At 39.6% G+C, this 20,951-nt stretch carries 22 protein-coding genes and 1 tRNA gene; 10 read left to right on the forward strand and 13 right to left on the reverse strand.

What is annotated here, in order from left to right; genetic code table 11:
* From E7Z77_RS06600 to E7Z77_RS06610, 3 genes are all read right to left on the reverse strand, one after another.
* On the reverse strand, positions 1–623 hold a 623-nt coding region (locus E7Z77_RS06600; RefSeq protein ID WP_292751757.1), incomplete at its 3' end, for a restriction endonuclease subunit S.
* Positions 624–661: 38 nt separating this feature from the next.
* Positions 662–2,164, reverse strand: a complete 1,503-nt coding sequence (locus tag E7Z77_RS06605) for a class I SAM-dependent DNA methyltransferase (protein WP_292751760.1) — start codon at positions 2,162–2,164, stop codon at positions 662–664.
* A gap of 8 nt (positions 2,165–2,172) precedes the next feature.
* Positions 2,173–5,199, reverse strand: a complete 3,027-nt coding sequence (locus E7Z77_RS06610) for a type I restriction endonuclease subunit R (RefSeq protein WP_292751763.1) — start codon at positions 5,197–5,199, stop codon at positions 2,173–2,175.
* Between the two features lie 103 nt (positions 5,200–5,302).
* Here E7Z77_RS06610 and E7Z77_RS06615 point away from each other — a divergent pair, with 103 nt between their 5' ends.
* On the forward strand, positions 5,303–5,848 hold the full coding sequence (locus tag E7Z77_RS06615; protein WP_292751766.1) for a zinc ribbon domain-containing protein: 546 nt from the start codon (positions 5,303–5,305) through the stop codon (positions 5,846–5,848).
* 34 nt (positions 5,849–5,882) lie between these two features.
* On the opposite strand, the gene E7Z77_RS06620 is transcribed toward E7Z77_RS06615, so the two are convergent.
* The gene (locus E7Z77_RS06620) at positions 5,883–6,344 is read right to left on the reverse strand and encodes a hypothetical protein (RefSeq protein WP_292751769.1); all 462 of its coding nucleotides are present in this window, start codon (positions 6,342–6,344) and stop codon (positions 5,883–5,885) included.
* A 9-nt stretch (positions 6,345–6,353) separates the two neighbouring features.
* On the reverse strand, positions 6,354–6,884 hold the full coding sequence (locus E7Z77_RS06625; RefSeq protein ID WP_292751772.1) for a hypothetical protein: 531 nt from the start codon (positions 6,882–6,884) through the stop codon (positions 6,354–6,356).
* Between the two features lie 77 nt (positions 6,885–6,961).
* Here E7Z77_RS06625 and E7Z77_RS06630 point away from each other — a divergent pair, with 77 nt between their 5' ends.
* Positions 6,962–7,522 (forward strand): zinc ribbon domain-containing protein, encoded by a 561-nt coding sequence (locus E7Z77_RS06630; protein ID WP_292751775.1) that lies wholly within the window; start codon positions 6,962–6,964, stop codon positions 7,520–7,522.
* Positions 7,523–7,551: 29 nt separating this feature from the next.
* Here E7Z77_RS06630 and E7Z77_RS06635 read toward each other — a convergent pair whose 3' ends face one another.
* The 7 genes from E7Z77_RS06635 to E7Z77_RS06665 all read right to left on the reverse strand — a co-directional run bounded on the left by E7Z77_RS06635 (position 7,552) and on the right by E7Z77_RS06665 (position 14,654).
* Positions 7,552–8,913, reverse strand: coding sequence for an MFS transporter (locus E7Z77_RS06635; protein WP_292751778.1), 1,362 nt, complete (start codon positions 8,911–8,913; stop codon positions 7,552–7,554).
* 706 nt (positions 8,914–9,619) lie between these two features.
* Positions 9,620–10,522, reverse strand: coding sequence for a DNA glycosylase (locus E7Z77_RS06640; RefSeq protein ID WP_292751781.1), 903 nt, complete (start codon positions 10,520–10,522; stop codon positions 9,620–9,622).
* Positions 10,519–11,343: an imidazole glycerol phosphate synthase subunit HisF gene (gene hisF, locus E7Z77_RS06645; protein ID WP_292751784.1), complete on the reverse strand. Its 825-nt coding sequence runs from the start codon at positions 11,341–11,343 to the stop codon at positions 10,519–10,521. The genes E7Z77_RS06640 and hisF overlap by 4 nt, the downstream gene beginning before the upstream one ends.
* Positions 11,344–11,389: 46 nt before the next feature.
* Complete coding sequence (locus tag E7Z77_RS06650; RefSeq protein WP_292751787.1) at positions 11,390–11,551, reverse strand: preprotein translocase subunit Sec61beta; 162 nt, start codon at positions 11,549–11,551, stop codon at positions 11,390–11,392.
* Positions 11,552–11,620: 69 nt separating this feature from the next.
* Positions 11,621–12,088, reverse strand: coding sequence for a cyclic pyranopterin monophosphate synthase MoaC (gene moaC / locus E7Z77_RS06655; protein WP_292751790.1), 468 nt, complete (start codon positions 12,086–12,088; stop codon positions 11,621–11,623).
* Positions 12,089–12,093: 5 nt separating this feature from the next.
* Entirely contained in the window at positions 12,094–13,299 is a 1,206-nt protein-coding gene (locus tag E7Z77_RS06660; protein ID WP_292751793.1) for a tRNA pseudouridine(54/55) synthase Pus10, read from the reverse strand.
* A 5-nt stretch (positions 13,300–13,304) separates the two neighbouring features.
* Positions 13,305–14,654 (reverse strand): signal recognition particle protein Srp54, encoded by a 1,350-nt coding sequence (locus E7Z77_RS06665; protein WP_292751878.1) that lies wholly within the window; start codon positions 14,652–14,654, stop codon positions 13,305–13,307.
* Between the two features lie 74 nt (positions 14,655–14,728).
* Here E7Z77_RS06665 and hpt point away from each other — a divergent pair, with 74 nt between their 5' ends.
* From hpt to E7Z77_RS06705, 8 genes are all read left to right on the forward strand, one after another.
* The gene (gene hpt / locus E7Z77_RS06670) at positions 14,729–15,298 is read left to right on the forward strand and encodes a hypoxanthine/guanine phosphoribosyltransferase (protein ID WP_292751796.1); all 570 of its coding nucleotides are present in this window, start codon (positions 14,729–14,731) and stop codon (positions 15,296–15,298) included.
* 1 nt (position 15,299) lies between these two features.
* Positions 15,300–16,304 carry a diphthamide biosynthesis enzyme Dph2 gene (gene dph2, locus E7Z77_RS06675; protein ID WP_292751798.1) on the forward strand — a complete coding sequence of 335 codons (1,005 nt, stop codon included), beginning with the start codon at positions 15,300–15,302 and terminating at the stop codon, positions 16,302–16,304.
* Positions 16,305–16,380: 76 nt separating this feature from the next.
* Entirely contained in the window at positions 16,381–16,950 is a 570-nt protein-coding gene (locus E7Z77_RS06680; protein WP_292751802.1) for an exosome complex RNA-binding protein Csl4, read from the forward strand.
* A gap of 13 nt (positions 16,951–16,963) precedes the next feature.
* A complete protein-coding gene (locus E7Z77_RS06685; RefSeq protein WP_292751805.1) occupies positions 16,964–17,242 on the forward strand; it encodes a DNA-directed RNA polymerase subunit L in 279 nt (92 codons plus the stop codon).
* 30 nt (positions 17,243–17,272) lie between these two features.
* Entirely contained in the window at positions 17,273–17,689 is a 417-nt protein-coding gene (locus tag E7Z77_RS06690; protein WP_292751807.1) for an NUDIX hydrolase, read from the forward strand.
* 72 nt (positions 17,690–17,761) lie between these two features.
* Positions 17,762–18,073: a transcription factor S gene (locus E7Z77_RS06695; protein ID WP_292751810.1), complete on the forward strand. Its 312-nt coding sequence runs from the start codon at positions 17,762–17,764 to the stop codon at positions 18,071–18,073.
* A gap of 9 nt (positions 18,074–18,082) precedes the next feature.
* The gene (locus E7Z77_RS06700) at positions 18,083–19,024 is read left to right on the forward strand and encodes a topoisomerase IV (RefSeq protein WP_292751813.1); all 942 of its coding nucleotides are present in this window, start codon (positions 18,083–18,085) and stop codon (positions 19,022–19,024) included.
* 23 nt (positions 19,025–19,047) lie between these two features.
* Positions 19,048–19,121: transfer RNA gene (locus E7Z77_RS06705), tRNA-Arg, on the forward strand.
* Here E7Z77_RS06705 and E7Z77_RS06710 read toward each other — a convergent pair.
* Positions 19,122–20,951: an ATP-dependent DNA helicase gene (locus E7Z77_RS06710; RefSeq protein WP_292751816.1), complete on the reverse strand. Its 1,830-nt coding sequence runs from the start codon at positions 20,949–20,951 to the stop codon at positions 19,122–19,124.

The following is a 20,951-nucleotide window of genomic DNA, read 5'->3' on the forward strand; positions in this document are numbered from 1 at the left end:
TCTTCGGAATAATTTTCAAAATTTAACAAATAATTTTTAAAAGTTGCATCTATTAATTTTGTTAAATTTTTATTTATTTTCTTATTGAGATTAATTTTAGAATTTATATTATCTAAAATTGATGCAATCCTCTTTTGAGTAGATAAATCAGGCATTGGTATTTCTGTACCTAAAATAATCTCAGGACTTAAATTCGGTTGCCCACTACCTGTGCCTCTATCAAATAAAATTTTTTCATACATATCTGAAGAAATAACATGATATAAATAATTTAAATGTAAATTTTTTTCATCAACAACAAATTTCCCCACACGTTGATTTAATAAAACAAGCTCGTCTGATTCTAGGTTTATTCTACCTACACGTCCTAAACTACCTTGTCCAGTCATAGCAATTAAAACATCATTATCCTTTAGAAAAAATTTTTCATGTTTATTGGTTACCTTATCTAATGGAAAATATTGAACTTCCCCCAAATCTACAGATTTATTTTGAATATTCTTTATTTTAACAATGGGAATGCCTTCATCAGAAAAATCTTTACTTTTAAATGCAAATCCTGAAAAAACAGAAGCTCCTTCATTAAGTTCTTTCAAAGGATAAGTATCATAATCTAAACTCAAATTTATCACTCCTTAAATAAAAAATTCCAAACTCAAATTTAGAATTCAAAACCAATCTCCTTTAAACTTTGGCGAATCTTAGCTTCAAGTTCATTAGACTCTTTAAACAATTCATCCAACTCAGAAGTTAATGTTTTCATTTTCTCCTCAAATGGTATTCCATCATCTTCTTCAGGTTTAAATCCAACATAACGACCTGGAGTTAATATAAAGTCATGTTTTTTAATCTCTTCCAAATCACTGACTTTGCAGAATCCTTTTTCATCTTCCAAAGTTCCCTCTTCAAATTTGGTGAAAGTATCAGCAATCAATTCAATATCCTCATCAGTCAGTTCACGCAATTTCCTTGAAACCATAGTTCCCATTTCACGTGCATCAATGAACAATGTTTTGCCTTTCTGTTTCTTATCCCGATTCAGGAACCATAAGCAAACAGGTATTCCTGTAGTATAAAACAATTGTGTTGGCAGCGCTACGATGCATTCAACCAAATCAGCCTCTACAATAGCTTGCCTGATATTTCCTTCACCTGAAGTGGTGGAAGATAGAGATCCGTTAGCTAAAACAAGCCCGATTTTTCCTTTTGGTGATAAGTGATGAATCATGTGCTGCATCCATGCAAAGTTCGCATTTCCTTTTGGAGGAATACCATATTTCCACCTGACATCATCCTGCAATTGCTCCTGACCCCATTTTTTGAGGTTGAACGGTGGATTTGCCATTACATAATCAGCTTTTAAAGTCGGATGAAGGTCATTTAAGAATGTATCTTCCTGATGTTCACCGAGGTCAGCTTCAAGTCCGCGAATAGCCAAATTCATTTTAGCCATTTTCCATGTTGTAGGGTTTGATTCCTGACCATAAATGGAGATTTTCTTAATGTTTCCGCTATGGTTTTCAATGAAGTTTTTAGACTGGACAAACATTCCTCCAGAACCGCAACATGGATCATAAACTCTTCCATTGAATGGTTTTAAGACTGAAACCAGTGTTTTTACAACACATGCAGGAGTATAAAACTCACCTGCCTTTTTTCCTTCGGTTTCTGCAAACATACTTAAGCAATACTCATAAGTTCGTCCCAAAATGTCCTTTTTATCTCCCTTTTCAGACATCTGCACATTTGTGAATATGTCTATTACGGCACCCAGTTTCTTTTTATCCAGTTCCGGTCTTGAGAAGTTTTTAGGCAATATTCCTTTAAGTGATTTATTGGAGTCCTCAATGGCTTTCATTGCATTGTCTATTGTCAGTCCGTTTTCTGCAGTGTTTGCCTTTTTAGCAATTTCTGACCAACGGGCTTCAGGGGGAACGAAGAAAATGTTCTCAGAAGTATACTCATCGATATCTTCCTCAAATCCTGCTCCCTCATCGACAAGTTCCTGATATTTTTCCTCAAACTTATCAGACAAGTATTTCAGGAAAATCAATCCCAATACCACATGCTTATATTCTGCCGCATCCATTGAACCTCTCAGCTCATCTGCAGCATCCCAAATTTGCTTTTCAAATCCTATTTCACTAATATTATCTTTTGCCATTAAATCACCTATGCCGCTTCATCTACCCATAATTCACATTGAGCAATAACTTTTTCTAATGCGCCTTCCATCTCTTTTGGAGGATAATCATACTTTTTAAGCAAACGCTTTACAGTTTTGCGCATATTTGCTCTGGCAGATTCTTTTTTCTGCCAGTCTATTGTCCTATTTCTTCTTAAAGACTCGGTTAACTCTTGTGTAATCTTTATTAATGTCTCATCATCATAGAAATCATGTATGTTCTCAGGCAATGCAATTGCATTATAAAATGCCAATTCCTCTTCAGTCAAGCCCAATTTCTCCCCTTCCATTTGTGCGTCACGCAATAGCTTTGCGATATTGATCAGTTCCTCAATAACCTCATCATTTGTAATATGGCCATTGATGTAACTGTTCATAGTTTGTTTTAAAAGTTCTGAAAATTCTTCCGATTTAACAATATTGGTCCTTTTATATCCTTTTACCTGATCTGCAAGCAATTTTTCCAGAAGAGAAATTGTTAAATTTGATGACTCCATTGCACGAACCTTATCTAAAAATTCAGGGTCAAACAATGATACCTCATCACTGACATTGATTACATTTATTACACCAGTGCTTTTAATTGACTGATTGAGCAATTCTGTAATCTGCTTGTTAATATCATTGAATGAGAGTTTATTATCTGAAGAAACTTTGACTATTACAGTCCTTACGGCTTCAAAATATGCTGATTCGAGCCTTTCTTTTTCTTCTGCCCGACTTCTGCATAATGACAGCCATTTCTTAAGCAATAATGCCTCCTTTAAAAATAGGTCTTTTGTTTCTTTGCGAGACAAATCTTCCATGAAGTTTACCCCGGCAGATATGACTTTTGACCTTTCCAAATCACTATCCCCAAAGAATTTGGAGTAATCGAATCCATGGAACAGATCACGGCAGACTTCCAATTTTTCCAGGAAGTTTGGATAAGCGATTTTGTCAACATCCATATCCCCATACTTTTTCTGGTCCCTTTCAGTATATTCGCTCATCGCCTTCTTAAGCTCAGAGGCAATACCGATGTAATCAACAATCAGACCACCTTCTTTTCCTTTAAATACTCGGTTTACACGGGCAATTGCCTGCATTAAGTTATGTCCCTTCATCGGTTTGTAAATATACATTGTAGCAAGGGAAGGAACATCAAATCCTGTAAGCCACATGTCAACTACAATAGCTATCTTCATCGGGTCGTCATCATCCTTGAATTTATTTTCAAGTTCCTTTTTGTAGGATTTATCGCCGATAATATCATGCCATTCTTCAGGGTCCTTATTAGAACCACTCATAACGACCTTGACTTTTTCTTTCCAATCAGGTCGCAATTCCAATATTTTTTCATACATTTTAATTGCAATCGCACGTGAATATGCAACAATCATTGCCTTTCCTGTCAATTCGATTGCACGATTTTCCTCATAATGTTTTACAATATCATTACATATGTCATCAATGATTTCGGGAGCTCCAAGTAGCGATTCCATTTTACTTAGTTCCCTTTTACTTCTCTCAATATTATACTCTTCAGCCTGTTCCCTCAATTCCCAATATTTTTCATCAATCAGCTGCAAAACAGATTCATCTAACTTTATATCTGCAATACGGCTTTCATAGCTTATCGGTACTGTCGCTCCATCTTCAACTGATTGGGTCATGTCGTAAATGTCAATGTAATTTCCAAACACTTCCCTAGTGCTTTTATCAGATCTTGAAATTGGTGTTCCGGTAAAACCTATATATGTTGCATTCGGAAGTGCATTTCTAATTCTTCTTGCAGCTCCGATTCTTATTTCACCGGTTTCAGGATTTACCGTTTCTTCAAGGCCATACTGGCTACGGTGGGCCTCATCGGAGATTACAATAACATCATCCCTATCTGTTAGCGATTCATCATAATCATCAAACTTCTGCATTGTGGTGAAAAATATTCCATTGGCTTTCCTGTCCTTCAAGAGGTCTTTTAGATTTTTCATGCTTGTAGCTTGTTTCGGAGTTTGCCTTAAAAAATCACTGCATTTGCTGAATTGTGTGAATAATTGGTCATCAAGATCATTACGGTCAGTTATTACAACAAAAGTCGGACTTTCAAGCTTTTGTTGGAGCTTGTTTACATAAAATACCATTGACAAGCTTTTTCCACTTCCTTGGGTGTGCCAAAAGACTCCTGCCTTGTGGTCACTTTCAATTGCATGAATGGTTGAATCCACAGCCTTATTGACTGCAAAATATTGATGATAAGCACCTAAAATCTTTATTTTTTTAGCTGAATCATTTGAAAATGTTATAAAATTCTTTAAAATATCTAAAAACCTGTTTTTTTCAAATATTCCTTCGAAAAATGTTGTAAAATCTGCCCATTGAGTTGACTCATAGCTTCCATCAGTTGTTTTCCATTCCATGAATCTGTCTTCATTGGCTGTGATTGTTCCTGCCTTTGAAATGGACATGTCGCTCATGACGCAAAAAGAGTTATAGTTGAAAAGAGTTGGAATGACTTTCATGTATTTTTTTAATTGAGTGTAAGCTTCAGAAGTATCCGTATCATCACGAGCGGGAGATTTCAGTTCACATACCACCAATGGCAAACCATTGACAAAAACAACGATATCCGGTATTTTAGTCTCAATATCCTCAACTGTCCATTGATTGATAACAGTGAATACGTTTGAATCCAAATTATCATAATCAATGAGTTTGACATGAGTGGCTTCCTCTTTTCCATCTTTCCAATAATTGACATTCACACCATTTTGAAGGTAATCCGTGAATTTGTTGTTTTTATCCTCAAGAGAACCAATTCCAAAATCCTGAATTGTTTCTATAGCCTTATCAACTGCAGATTTATCCAATAATCTATTAATATTGTATAAATTTTCCAAATCCCATTTGAAGAGAGGATTCTTATAATCTCTTTCAATATCCGGACCATAAAAATGATTATATCCCAAATTTTGGAATAATTCAATCAGGGAATTCTCATACATTTCTTCATCATAACCTAAAATATCAACCAACTCCAAATACTCAAGCTAACATCAATATTATTTAATAATAAGTTTATAACAAATGTATATTAAATTTAATCTTATAATATTAAAACAAGGAACAAAATGAGTGATGAAATTGGAAAAACACTGCCCCAACTGTAACGAACCACTGCCAGAAGATGCTGTCTTTTGCAGAAACTGCGGCTTTAAGCTGTCCCAAAAGGAAAGTTTCTTTAAGAAAAACCAAAGGCCAATCATCTTAATAGCAATCATCCTGATAGCTGCATTCGTTACCATAGGAAGCATTTCATACATCTCCAATCTCGGCTATCAAAAGGTCAATGTCGGTACCGCCTCATTAAAGATACCTTCTGATTTCCACGAGGACTTTTCAGCTTATATAAATGAAAATGAGGATGGAATCATTACAATCTCCAAGACATGGAATAACTCCGAAGACATTATCATGATTAGCACAATGTATTCCAGCGACATCTATATTGATGCCAACGAGGTCAACAATCAGCTTGGCGGACAGAGAAAACACATGCTGGGATACGACGGATTTTTCTATAACGAATACGACATATACACATTCTCATTTGTAAAACACAATACCCTCATCACGATATATACCACCGACATGGAATTATTCGAAAAAATTGAAGTTTTATAAAAAAAGAAAAAAGAGGATTTGATTGATTAGATCCTCATTTAAATTCTACAGAATTACCCATTTGTTTGAGTGCATCAATATCCTTACCCGTAATGACTACTATTTTATCTCCGCGGGATACTCCAACAATAGGAAAAGAAGCTTCATTACTGGTTGTTGGCTCCAATATTTTTAGATTGCCCTCTTGCCTTTCATAACATTTAGTTAAATCAGGATTTCCTGCTTCAAAAAATGACTGATAAAACCATGCTGAAGAATTTTCTGAAAATGTTGGACTTTCCATATACATAACAGCCAAATCATTATTCATGTAACTAGCCATTATTAGCTTAATACCCTCTTCATTGGTCTCATTAATATCCTTTTGAAAAGTGGCGCCGTTCGGCACGTCCATTGTGAAGTAACCGTCAAAGTCATGATTATCGAAATTGGCGGCACTCACACTTCCCATAGCTAAAATAAATACAATAAACAATAATAAATACTTTTTATTCATAACTCCACCTCACTCATAAACTCGAATTGTCTCCGCCATTGATTTTATAAAACCTGCATCATTTCCAACGACTACAATTAACAGATGGCCTTTTTGAAATACAACTTGCTCCCTATAATTACTGTCATCCAGAGTAAGTCCAATCTTACCATCAGCAGTTGGGTTATGAAGCATTATTAAATCCCCGCTTTTTTCCACAGTAACATTTTCAGAATGCTCACCTGATTCTATAACTGTATTGACTAATTCATGAGTAACTATTGGAGAATTTGCATAGAAAACTCCAAATCTATTAGCCTTATCATAATAGGTATACCCGGAACCTATGTTGAATTCATTTGAATTATTCCATTCTTTTAAAAAACTTGCATTTTCTGGAACTGCCATCGTAAACTCTGAGTTAAAATCATATTTCTGCATTCCATCAGAAATGTTTACACCGCTTGAGATATTATTGCCTCCCACCATAAATATGGCGGCGAGCAGTGCTATGATGGCAATGACCAATCCCGCTATAATTATTTTATCTCTTTTTTCCATGTTATACACATTATTATAATATTGTGCACAAAACAATATTAATCGTTGCCATCAAATATTTACCCAGAGGTGCACTAATGGATATCTATTGTGAAAACTGCGGCGAAAGAAATGATGCTGATTTTAACTTCTGCAGAAACTGCGGAACAAAGCTGAGAACACCCATAGTAAAAGCCAACACCAAAAGGAGTGATGACAAAAACAAAGTGATAATCCTTTGCCTGGCAGGACTGATTGGCGTTTTGGCGATTGCGACCATATTCTCGCTTTCATCCCCGATAGGAACATCAGGTTTCGGATTTAAGGAATATGACTTTGAAAATTTCACCATGCTGGTTCCTGCAGATGCCGAATTCATTGAATATGACAGCGTCGGAAAGGGAACATCAAACTGGGCTATCGGCTACAGCAGTGAAAGCACAGAATTGGCAACAGTGTGGATTGGAAATTATAATCCTTCTGCAGCGGCATATACTTACCTGGAAAGGGACGGGGACCTGGAGATATACACCGGACCGTACAACAGCTATATGATTCAGAGAAACGTTGGCGGATATTACTTCCAGATATTGGGTACTGGCGAATTGGATGACATGAAGGAAATGGCAAACTCCATTGAGCTAACGGATTCCCTTTAAAAAAGAGGCACTCCCCATTTAAAACGAAACTAATTTTCTGCCCTGATTCCAACAAGTGAGGCGAAAACAGAAGCCACGCACAACACCACACAGATTACGCAGGTTATCTGAGAGCTCTGAACAAGCAGAGGGTAAACCTCAGGAGAGATGGCCACATTTCCCATTACGAAGGCAAACACCAGTGTCAGTATTCCCATACTCATTGCCTGGCCTACGGTACGCATGGTTGCAACCGCTGCGGAGGCGACTGACGTATCCTTCGGCGGTACTGATCCCATTATGACGTTGGTGTTCGGCGGAGAGAATAGTCCGAAGCCTATTCCGTAGAGAACCATTGATATCACCAGAAACGCGAGGGATGTGTTGAAATCCAAAAATGAGAACAAAACCAATGATGCTGTTCCAAGGCCCATTCCTATGGCGGCAAGAATCTGCGGAACATACCTGTCGGAGAGCCTTCCTGCAATAGGGGCGATTATTACCTGACATATCGGTGCCACAAGCAGGATTATTCCGCTGAGCTGTGAATCGAATCCTTTGATGTACTGAAGATGATAGTTCAGGATTGTGGTGACCGCAAATGTTGCCAGATATGCGCACAGTGACGCGAAGTTGGCCGATAGAAACTTGCGGTTTTTGAAAAACCTTATGTCGAATACAGGATTGTCAACCCTCAGCTCCATCAGCGCGAACATCACAAGAATGACTATTCCAATAGCTGTAAGTATCACTCCAAGTGTCTCGTTGAGTATTGTGAACCCGTACATGAAAAGAACCATTCCCACACCGTAGAGAAGAGATCCCTTATAGTCGAGGGAAACGTCCTCAAATGTAATCCATTCATCATCGACTCTTGTGAGAAGAAGCGCAAGTATGACGAATAGGAACGGAACGCCAAAGAGAACCACGGACCTCCAGCCGAGCTGGTAGTTGAGGATTCCTCCCAGAACCGGTGAGAGAGACAGTCCTATGTAGACACCTGTGATGTTTATTCCCAAAGCCTTTCCGCGCTCCTCTGGCGCGAAGGCAGACACTATCATTGCCATTGATGTTACGTTTATGAATGACAGTGATATTCCAAGGACTACGCGGCATAAAAGGAACTGTTCGGAACTTGCGACGAGGACATTGACAATGGAAATTATGATAAAAAGAATAACGCTCAGGATTGTGACTTTTTTAAGTCCGTATTTTCCTGATATCTGGCCTGCAGGAACCGACAGCACTGCAACGACCAGCAAAAATATAATTATAACCCAATTCTGTACGATATTGCTCATGTGAAATTCGCTGGCTATGGACGGGACAACGACCATTACGGCATTGACCGCGAAAACCGTGAAAAATGACAATACTGAACAGATTAAGAGGATTAGGTTTTTTGTCTGCATCAAAATATTATATTGATGTCATAATTTATAATGATTTTTATAGCTCATGCGAAAATAGCGTCAATGCATAAACTTCACTCATAATCCAAAAAATTCTTAAAAAATAGCAATAACAATGGCTGCCTGCCGGACCTTTTCAACAAACCCAACAGACAGCATTTATGAGTTAATCTTTATCCGCAGCTTTTCACCCCCGGAAACATTTATTGCGAACAGTTTCATTTCTATTTAAAATGGTATTAATCTCATGCTTTCACCTCCTAATTTAATTTTTTATAAAATCCCATTAATCCGTTTAAATAAGACGAATCATGATTTCACCTCTAATTCAATGTTTTTTAAATCCTATTAATCCATCTAAATAAAACGCATGATTTCACCTCCAATCGCTTTGAATTTGACAGCAAATCCGTTTGCGATGAATAGACATCAGGTCCAACGGTCAGATTTCAATCACATTAATTATTGTTTTTGATACAGAAGTTTTCTATTTTAAATTTTTTTAGAAGCCTTCTCACCTACTAATTAGTCTATAAAAGGCCATATATAAAGTTTTTCGAGTTCAAGTGCTTACTTGCATCTTAAAAATATAAAAAAAAGAAGTATAAATGTTATTTTAAAAAAATAAGTAATTTAAATTAGAATATGACTGAAAACATTCATTGCCAGCAGCCTTTTAAAAATAAATCGGAAATTGCCGAAAGAACTATTTCAATTTCGCCATCAAACCGGACTTGCGTGCATAGTGGAACATGTAGAGCTGCACATACCCGGCATAATCTCCGAACTGCTCCATTCCGAAGTCGCGCACCTTTGAAACGCTTATATCCCTGCCGTTGAAATACAGATGGGATACTATTCTTTTTATCCATACGTCGCTTGGAAAGGCCTCCTTAAAGTTGAATCCGTAAAGCAGTATGCAGTCTGCCACCTTCGGACCCACTCCCGGAACCTCAAGGATTGTTTCGAATGCCTCGTCATAGCTCATCGAATATATTTCGCAGAGGTCCATTTCATCTGTAAATAGCTCGCTTGCCCTTCTCATGTATGGTGCTCTATATCCTACGCCGCAACTTTTGAGATTATTGCTGCAATCACAAATATCTTGAATGTCTGATGAATTAAATTCATCTTCCTCATCGAGGTATATTTTTGCGAGGTCCTCGCTTTTAGGAAATGTATGGTAATCGCCGTACACGGTTCCCCAGTTTCTCTTGATGTCGGCAACGGATTTTGTCCACCTTTTGATGGAATTGTTTGCGGAGCATATCGAGGATATCACGCACTCGAAGGGGTCTGGCGCCAGAAAGAGCCTCAGGCCTTCGCAGAATTTGGACATGTCCGCTAGCTCGTCATGACTGTTTAAGTATTTGTAAAATTTATCCAAATCAAAATCGAGATCGAAAATATATTTAAGCCTTGATACGGCATTTTCATCATCAAGGTTGAATTCCAGATACTTTCCTGACTGTTTAACGTTGAAAATAAGGGGTTTGCCTTCCACCATGACCACATTGGAGTATGTGTCTTCATTCACTGTCCATGGAGGCTGTGATGTCTGGCCTGAATTTATGGTGAGGTCAAGGTCGATTGGGGATTTGATTATCATAAGCGAACAGCCACGTTGTTTTCTTTAAGATATTGCTTGACGGTCGGGATTGAATACTGGTTGAAGTGGAATATGCTTGCTGCAAGGGCTGCTGAAACGTCTGTCTTTTCAAAGACTTCAAGAATGTGTTTCGGCTCTCCTACGCCTCCGCTTGCAATGACCGGAATGTCTACAAGGTCGTTGATTGCCTTGTTGAGCTCTATGTCATATCCGTTCTGGGTTCCGTCACCGTCCATACTGGTTAAAAGAATCTCTCCTGCGCCCCTGTCCTGACACTCCTGAGCCCATTGGATTGCGTCGATGCCTGTGAATTCGCGCCCGCCGTATATGCTTGTATCGAACCAGCAGAATCCCTTGTCTGTTTCGATGACTGTCTTGTCCGGTGCGTCGTCCGGATGGTCCACATATCTTCTTTTGGCGTCTATTCCTATTACGACCGCCTGTGATCCGACTACCTTTGAGGCTTCGGTGAGAAGCTCAGGGTTCTTGATGGCCGCGGTGTTTGTGGAGCACTTGTCCGCGCCTGCCTTGAGCATCTTGATGTAGTCTTCGACTTTCCTTATTCCTCCGCCGACACATATCGGCATGAATACGTTTTCCGTCAGCCTGTCGATTACGTCAGCCATTGTTGCGCGCCTTTCATGGGATGCTGTGATATCCAGAACTACGACTTCGTCCGCTCCCTCTTCATAGTAGCGTGTCGCAAGATCCACCGGGTTTCCAGCATATTTGATCTGCTTGAATTCGACTCCCTTTACAACGCGCCCTTCGGGTACCTGAAGGTCACAGTCAAGACATGGAATAATTCTTTTGGTTAACATGATATCTATAAATAAAAAAAAGTAGTATTGTTTTTAAAAACAATATTTAAGCTGAATACCTTAAAACAAAACAGAGTATAGCTACGATTACAGAAGCCACTAAAATAGTTTCAGGGGAAAGTTTTGGGCCAAGACTTTCTTCATCAAAATATCTTACTAAACCTGCACCTGTTTGAGGCATAGAAATCTTATCATTTTTTTTCGCCATAGTAATCTCCCTTACAATTTAATCAATAAAAATAATGTATATAACTATTATTTTCATAGTATATAAAGTTTAAATTTTCTCCTTCTTAATCACCTTGATGTCACTGATTCTGGTATCAGGGTACTGTCCGTCCTCATCCTTTTCAACAGCCTTTACCATGTCCCATACTGTGAGAAGCGCTACGCTTACACCGGTGATTGCTTCCATTTCAACACCAGTCTTTCCCAATGTATTGACGGCGCAGGTTGCAACAATCTCATCCTCCCTGACTTCGAAGTCAAGCTCTATTCCGGTGAGAGCCAACGGATGGCAAAGCGGGATTATTGATGAAGTGTTCTTTACGGCCTGAATTCCTGCAATTTGAGCAGTTGTCAGCACGTTTCCCTTTTTGATTTCCTCATTCTGAATCAGACTGATGGTATTTTTGTCCAAAAAGATGCTGCCGCTTGCAATAGCTCTTCTCTTTTGATCCGGCTTTCCGCCAACTTCAACCATGTGCACTCCACTGTCAGTTAAATGTGTAAATTCATCTGCCATAATATCTACTTCTCGCTTACTTCTATTACATCCAATTGCTCGCAAATAGCTTTTACGCCCAATATCTCGGACACATTGGGATTGCTTCTGCCGTCATCGCCTGAAATCAGTTCCTTGATGTACAGTCCGCCTTCGGTCTTGATGCGCATCCTGAATGTTGTCTCGTCAATCACATCACAGGACAAATCAAGGACATGCTTTACGCGCACCTTGTCGGCGCGCCTTCTTAAAACCCTCAATGGTGTCTGCTGATGGATTTCATTCAGTTTCAATAATTCGTCCAGTTTTGACTCGTCGAATGCCTCATCGCAGCTGACGACAGCCTCATAGACCTTATAAGTGTCAGGGGAAGACTGCTTGATTTCCGCCTTTCTTCTTCTCTCGCAAACATGCAGATTGTGATAGGCAGTCTTTCCTTCATTTATTTCATTTATTTCATTTTCCAAGCTTTTCAAGTCAAGCTTTCTGATTTTCGGCTCCTTGATTTCCAAAACGAACGGTCTTCCGGAACCGAGCATCAGCACGTCAATGTCTTCACGGCCGGCTCCGTGGAATTTGGCTTCCCTGCCTCTGGTCAGTTTCAGGAAATGCTCGGAAATCAGCTCTTCAACTGATTCGGGGTATTGCTTTCCTGTGAAGTTGCACTCCTCACAACCCCTTCCCTTGCATTTTGTGCACGGCCATTTTGTCTGAGGGATTCCTCTCTTGTACTTGTTGTACTTTCCTTCGACATATAAAGGATTTATCTGAATCTTTACCTTCGGCTCGCCGATCAAGTCAATGCTGAAGACTATGTCCTGCGCTTCGAATTCCGCTTCCTTGTCATAGATTTCCCATAGCTTCAGTCCTATGAGCCTGTTGACTTCCTTCTTGATTGTTTCAACACTCAAGTCAAGCTTTTCGGAGAGCTCCTCATCACGTTTCTGAATGTCCTTGCTGATTTTGGAGCCCACAAGGAATGTGTCGAATTCTATGCCGAGCTGGTCAATCTTCTCGTCGATTTTCCTGTACAAATCATCATCGAGCTTGTCGAAGAGATTTCCGCAGACCGCACAGTCAACATCATCCAGACTTATGTCAAGTTCATCACAGACCTTTTGGGCGCGTTCGATGTTGTTTGTGCCTTCAATGCTTTTGGACAGCTTCCTTCCAAGGCAGTTCATGCAGATGTTGCCGCCGGTTTCCTCTAAAATTTGTTTTGCCAATATCATGCTATCTATTTCATGAACTGTCCCATCATACGGTTCATTGCTCCGCTTCCGCGCAGGCGACCGCCGCGTTTGCCGATACCCTTCATTGTCTTTCGGGTGTTGTTGTAGTATTTGAGAAGCTCTTTCACTTCGCTTTCGTCATGGCCTGATCCGCGGGCAATCCTTTGGATACGTGACTGCTTGATGATTTTCGGATTGAGCATTTCCTCCTCTGTCATTGAGGACATCATGATCTTATAGGAATCTATCTTGTCCTCGGTCATCTTTGAAGCCTCTTTCGGTATCTTGTTTCCCATTCCCGGAATCATGTTGAGGACCTGCTGCATAGGACCCATCTTGTTCATCATTTCGAACTGGTTTTTCATGTCCATCAGAGTGAATTTGCCTGAAAGCATGTTGTTCATTGTCTGTTCTGCAATGTCCTCGTCGATGTTTTCTTCAGCCTTTTCCACAAGGCTTCTGATGTCTCCCATTCCGAGAAGTCTTGATATGAACCTTTCCGGGTCGAACAGCTCGAAGTCATCGATTCTCTCACCTGTACCGATGAACTTGATTGGAGCTCCGGTTTCTGCAACGGCTGAAAGTGCACCCCCACCTTTTGCTGAACCATCGAGTTTGGTAATGATGATTGACCCGATGTCGGTTGCCTGTGAAAATGCCTTTGCCTGTTCGCCTGCCTGCTGACCGATTGTACCGTCGATGACAAGAATGGCTTCATTAGGCTGGATGATGTTGTCCAGCTCATTCATCTCCTCGATGAGGTCCTCCTCATTCTTGTGCCTTCCCGCAGTATCGAAGATGATGACCTTCCTGTTCTTGAACTCCTGAAGACCTTTGCGCGCAAGGTCAAGGGCGTCCTTGTTGTCAGGGTCCCCATACAGAGGAACGTCCATCTCTTCAGTCAGCTGCCTTAACTGCTCGTAAGCTGCAGGCCTCCATGTGTCTGTACATACGACGGCAGGATTGAAACCCTTTTTCTGAAGGTATCTGCATAATTTTCCGATTGTGGTTGTCTTACCACTTCCCTGAAGACCTAAAAAGAGTATCTTGTAAGGCCTATCGTTTATGTCCAGGGTTGCGGCTTCACTTCCAAGGAGATTCACCATTTCCTCATAGATGATTGTTATGACATGCTCCCTCGGGGTGATTCCCTTCGGAGGTTCCTCTTCAAGCGCCCTGGTTTCAATTTTTTTGGACAGCTCGAGAACCAATTTGATATTAACGTCAGATTGAATTAATGCACGTTGTATGTCCTTTACAACTTCCTTAATAGTTTTTTTATCGATAACTGACATTCCTACTAATTTTTTCATCGTATTAGTAAGATTTTCACCTAAATTTCCAAGCATATTAATCACTTTATAAAAAATTATATAATTATAATAAACTATATTTATATTTAATAAGTTTTAATAGTTTGTGTGAGACCATGTTAGATGAAGTAAAGAAATCATTAGAAGCATCCCCAATTGTGAAAAAAGGAGACTACAATTACTTTGTAAATCCAATAAGTGATGGCGTTCCTGCAATGGACCCTAAAATGCTTAGGGAATTATCACTTTCCGTTTATAAACATGCAGATTTGGACATCGATAAAATCGTTGCTGTTGAAGCCATGGGAATTCACCTGGCAACCGCCCTGTCCCTTGCAACCGACATACCATTTGTGGTAATCCGTAAAAGGCAATACGGCCTTGACGGAGAAACCCAGGTCTATCAGAAAACCGGATACGGCTCATCCAACCTTTTCATCAATGACCTTCATGCCGGAGAAAGGATTCTTCTCATCGATGACGTCGTAAGTACCGGAGGAACCCTCATAGCGCTTCTCAACACCCTTGACGATTTGGGCCTTGAAATAAAATCAACCGTTGCCGTCATCGAAAAGGGCGAAGGAAAGGAAATTGTCGAAAGGGAAACCGGACATGAGGTTATCAGTATCGTGAAACTGGATGTCATCGACGGCAAAGTAGTTATCGAAAAGACAATTGAAGATTAAGATGTCACTATACAATATGGATCTGGAAAGGGCAATCAGGAAAATCCAGTCAAAAGATGCAAGGACAGTGGGCCTTCAGTTTCCGGAAGGCCTCAAGATGCAGGCAGTGAGGATTGCCCGCGCGATTGAAGATGAAACAGATGCCACAGTAATCATTTCAGGAGATCCCTGCTACGGGGCATGTGACGTGAGCGACTACAAGATGAAGGGTTCCGTTGACCTGATAATACACTACGGACACACTCCGCTCCCGCTGAAATATGAGGTGCCGACAGTTTTCATCGAAGCTTTTTCAAACATAGACGTCAAAAAGGACCTTGAAAAGTGCCTGGAGGAACTGAAAGACTATTCCAGGATAGGTCTGGTGACAACCACACAGCACCTGCACCTTTTAAATGAAATCTACGACTTTCTGGAGGACAACGGAAAGGATGTCGTCGTAGGCTCATCGCCGTCGACCCGGAAAGGTCAGGTTTTGGGATGCAACTTCTCGTCAATCAAGAATCTCGACGCCGAAATAATCCTTTTCATAGGAAGCGGCAACTTCCATCCCCTCGGAATAAACCTCTTTTCAAATACTCCTGTCCTGGCTCTTGACCCGTACAACAACGAGCTTAGAAGGATGGACGATTACACCGACAGAATATTGAGAATAAGATTTGCAAGAATCACAAAAGCCAGAAGCGCCGAGAAATGGGGAATACTGGTTTCCACAAAGGAAGGCCAATACAGGATGAAGCTTGCAAGGGAAATCAAGAAGACCCTTGAGGGGCATGGAATGGAGGCATACATCATTCTTGTGGACAACGTGACACCCGACATTCTGCTTCCTTACCTCGAACTGGATGCCTTTGTCGTGAGTGCATGTCCAAGAATTGCAATAGACGATTCTCAAATGTATAAAAAACCATTATTAACACCACAGGAACTGGAAATCGTTTTAAACAAGCGCGAATGGGAAAACTACCAGCTAGACGAAATACTATTCCATGAACGTTACGAATAGTTTTATATATTAATATGAATATAATTATTATATTAAAGAAATTTTTATAAACCTTTAATATTTGGTGATTTTAATTATGAATGCAGAAGAAGAAAAAATTGTAATGCCTGGAGATAAGCTAGGAATAATCGAACAATATCTTCCAGGGGAAGGTACATATGATGATAATGGTGAAATCAAATCATCAGTACTGGGAAATGTTAAAATTAATCAAAAAAAGAAGGTCATTTCTGTTGTGTCAGATGCAAAACCTGCTCTTTTGAAAATTGGTGATGTGGTATACGGTCAGATAACCGACATCAAGCCTCAAAGGGCAAATGTGAATATTGAATGTATAAAAGATAACGCAAGACCATTGGCATTGCCTTACATGGGTGCCATACACATTTCACAAGCAAAGAAAGATTACCTGGAAAAATTGTCCGACGCTTTTAGAATAGGAGACATTGTTCAAGCGAAAGTCGTCAAGATTACTGGAGATAATGTTGATTTGGGTACTGTTGATGATGATTGCGGGGTCCTGAAGGCCATGTGTACCCGCTGCAGAGACTTTATGCATACTACACAAAAGAATAATGAGCTTCAATGCAATACATGCAACAAGAAAGAAAAACGTAAAGTATCTAAAAACTATGTTAATGATTAATTAAGGCGATAAAATGGAAAATTTTGAAATTATTGAAGACAAAACATTAGAATTGACTTTCATCGTAAAGGATGAGAGCCATGGAGTCTGTAATGCTTTAAGGCATATTCTGATGCAAAATCCTGACGTTGAATATGCTGTTTACAATATTGATCACCCTCTTACCGGAAAACCGGAAATGACCATCAAGACCAAAAGGGGTAAAAGACCTAGAAAAGCATTGAAAAAAGCAGCAGAAGAACTCCAAAAGGAAAGTGCTGAATTTAAAAAACTTATTGATGAAGCTTTATAAGCTTCAATTTTATTTATTTTATGTGGTTATATGGCCAAATACAAGATTCCTTCACTGACAACAGACATTTTTATTTTTGATGACGATTTTAACTTTATCCTAATCAAAAGAAAAAACGATCCATATAAAGATTGCTGGGCCTTGCCCGGAGGATTTGTTGAATACGGTGAAAGTGTAGAGACAGCCGCAATAAGAGAAGCAAAAGAAGAAACAAGCATTGACGTTGAACTCCTTGATTTAGTCAATGTATATTCAAAACCAGACAGAGACCCACGGGGACACACAGTAACCATAGCATTTACGGCAAAAGGAGATTTCTCAAGCAAAAGGGCTGACAGTGATGCAAGTGACATAGGCATCTTTTCAGAGGAAAAGTTGGATGAGATAAATATTGCCTTTGACCATGAGAAAATAATTAAAGATTGCTTGGATAAAGCTAAAAAATAGGCTTAAATGCTAAATATTTAAATAATTTAAAAAGAAAACTATTGATTATATAAATTAATGGGTGAGAGTTAAATGGAATTTTGTCCTGAATGTGGAGCAATGTTGCTTCCAACAGATGGAATATTAAAATGTAACAGCTGTGGATATTCTAACGAATTGACTGACAGCGACGAATATGAAGTTTCTAAAGAAGTTAAAGCACATGAAACTGTTAAAATGTTGGGCGAAGATGTAGATATGCGTTCAACAATAAAGGAAACCTGTCCTGAATGCGGGCATGATGAAGCTTATTATGAATTAAAGCAAACTCGCAGTGCTGATGAGGCACCTACACGTATTTTTACTTGCGCTAAATGTAAACATACATGGAGAGCATATCATTGAGGTTTTTTTATGAAAGAATCTAAAGAAAAAGAGCATAGGATTTCCAATCTCAAAGACATGATTGACAATGTCAAAGACGAAGATTCAAGCTTTGACTATGATGATGTCGAAGAAGATCAGGAATTGATGGACTATCTCAAACAGGAAAACTATGGCGATTTGGAAATCGATGACGAGTTCATCTATCGTCCTGGAGATGAGAAAAGCAGTGCCATTGATTTGGAAGAACATCCTATTGACGAAAACTATATCATAAAGGCCCCTAAGGAAGATTCCGTGAATGATTCCGATGCTGAAGAGATGGATGACCTTGTGGGCGAAATGAGCAGTAATCTGGATTCCATATTCCATGCAAAAATTGGAAGAACCCCAATCATGGCATTTGTAAGCAGCATATTGGGTTTGATTTTCATATTGGTTTCAGTATTCATCTTCCAGTCACGCAGTGACAGAGTAATCGACAATGTTGTTTCCGGTGAAACCAACTTCATATCAGTGATTGTTTTAGCAATAGGATTACTATTGTTAATCTACGGATTATACAAAATGTTCAACATCAGAAATCCTATCAAGGGACTGACAGAAAGCATTGACTCAATCGACAATGCTGACACAAGTAAAACTGTTACTAAGGAAGCTGTTCCAAAAAGTAACGATGAAGACAATGAATCCTACAAAATAGGAGAATTTGCTCTTGATGAATTAAAAGAAAAACTTAAAAAAACAAAAAAACCCGAAAAAGAAACCATCACTGAAGAAGACTTTGATAAGATCCCTCCGGCACGTGAAAAAGAGGAAAGCAAAAAAGGCCTGACTGCTGAAGAGATTGAAGACATCGAGTATGAACAGGTAAAACTCGATAACGAAACCATTGACGACATTTTTGCTGAAGTTGAAGATATCGACGAGATGCCTATTATTTCTATAGATTCTGAAGAAAAAGAACATTAGAAATAATATTTTTTATTTTTTTTGGGCCTGTAGTCTAGTCAGGAATGACGCAGGACTTCGGATCCTGAGATCGGGGGTTCAAATCCCTCCAGGTCCGCTATTTCTTAACCCTTACAACAGCCTCTTTGAAAAAGTCAGGAATCAATGAGCGGTACAGGGGACTTTTAAAGAGCATGTTGATGTCGCTGTCGATGATGTATGTGTAGCATGAATCGTCTTCAGCCCTCATTCCACGCCCATAAGCCTGCATCAATGTCATTACGGTCTTGTAGGCATACCATTTTCTATCCCTTTTCATTCTCATGTTGACCTGCTTATCGCCGAGATATGGGAAAGGTATCTTGTAGATTACCTGGAATCTGCACTTGTCATAAGGCAAGTCAACACCCTCACTCATTGACGGGGATACCAGAACAAGGGGATTCTCATCCTTTTCAAAAAAGTCCAGAATCTGTTCCCTGTTTTTTGATGAATGTGATATCAGTCTGGAATTCGCCAGGTTATTGGTAATGTAGTGCTGGCATTTATAGCTGTGGGTATGTATCAGCCCCTTATCCCCTTCATGCTTCTTCAATATCTCCTGCAGAATAGGGATTGTCTTCGGAGCGGTATTCTTGATTCTGTTTGCAGACATCTTTCCAGCCAAATCCAAGATAATAGGCCTTTTCTCCTTGGTGAATGGGCTGTCAACCTTGATGTGATAAACCTCATTCGGATTAAGTCCAAGCCATTGGGAAAACATCTTGTGGGACAGTATTGTCGCGCTCATGAATATGACGACATCCCCGTATTTCAAGAGGTTGTTTTTGGCATAGTGATGAACCTTCAGAGGCTTGAAGCTGACGCTTTCCTCTGTAGTGTCTATTACCCAGTTTTTAGGCTCGCTTTCAAGATTCTTCCTGAGGGTTTTCAGTCTGGAAATGGTTGACCTGATTCTGTCTGCCTTGTTTTTGGCCTCATTTTTTAAATCTATGTCTTCATAGCTTTCGCAAATTGCCTCAATTTCAACCTTCCATTCCTCAAGCTCTCCGTCCTTTAGGGTTTCAGGAGTTATGTGCTTGCTGATGTCCTTTTCAAGAACCCTATTGTAGAGGTTGACTTCCATTGTAGCCATCAGCTTGTTTTCAATGTTGTGCGCCTCGTCCAGAATCAGAAGAGACCTGGTTCCGAAATGCTTGACATAATTGAGCTCGACTATGGCATAGTCATAGTTCATAAGGGTGATCGGTGAGTTGACCGCATTCGCCTTCTGATTCCAATAATGGCAGTGGTCGCCTGACTGATAAAAGACTGTGCCACCAAATGAATCCTCGAATGCAAGTTCAGCATCAAGGGTAGGATTTTTAGCAACACCATAAGGGCAGAAAAATTTGCTTGAAGATGGTGTTGTCTTGCATGTTCCGATATCGCAGGTTGAGTCAAGATTATCATTCAAGCAGGCGAAATTGCCTCTTCCTTTAACCAGCGGGAAATCGAATTCATTGGAATACTGTGACTGCAGCTGTTTTGTCATTGTCAGAATGTATGCTGATTCATACATCTTTGCAAGGGTTGTTGCAATAGCTGATTTTCCGGTACCCGTTCCCGCTTCAAGAATAATGTACTTATACCCTTTTTTGATGGCGTCATTTATGTCCTGAATTATATCAAGCTGGCCTAGCCTAGGCTCCTCGAAAGGGAAATTCTCGATTATATCCTCGTCGATGTTCGGATATATCTCCTTCAGGTATGCTGCAGTTCCTTCATCAAGCTTGTGGTCATCGACCGAATAGACTTCAGGAATCTCATCATCCAAAATGGATGTGCTTCGAGGTTTGGAAAAACTGAACAGGTTTGTCGGACCTTTGGATTCCTCTCTCGGATATTTTCCACAAGTACAATTACTCTTAAGCATACCGCAATTTGGGCAAAACATAGAATTAGACAT

The sequence above is a fragment of the Methanobrevibacter sp. genome, assembly GCF_015062985.1.
Lineage (GTDB): Archaea > Methanobacteriota > Methanobacteria > Methanobacteriales > Methanobacteriaceae > Methanocatella.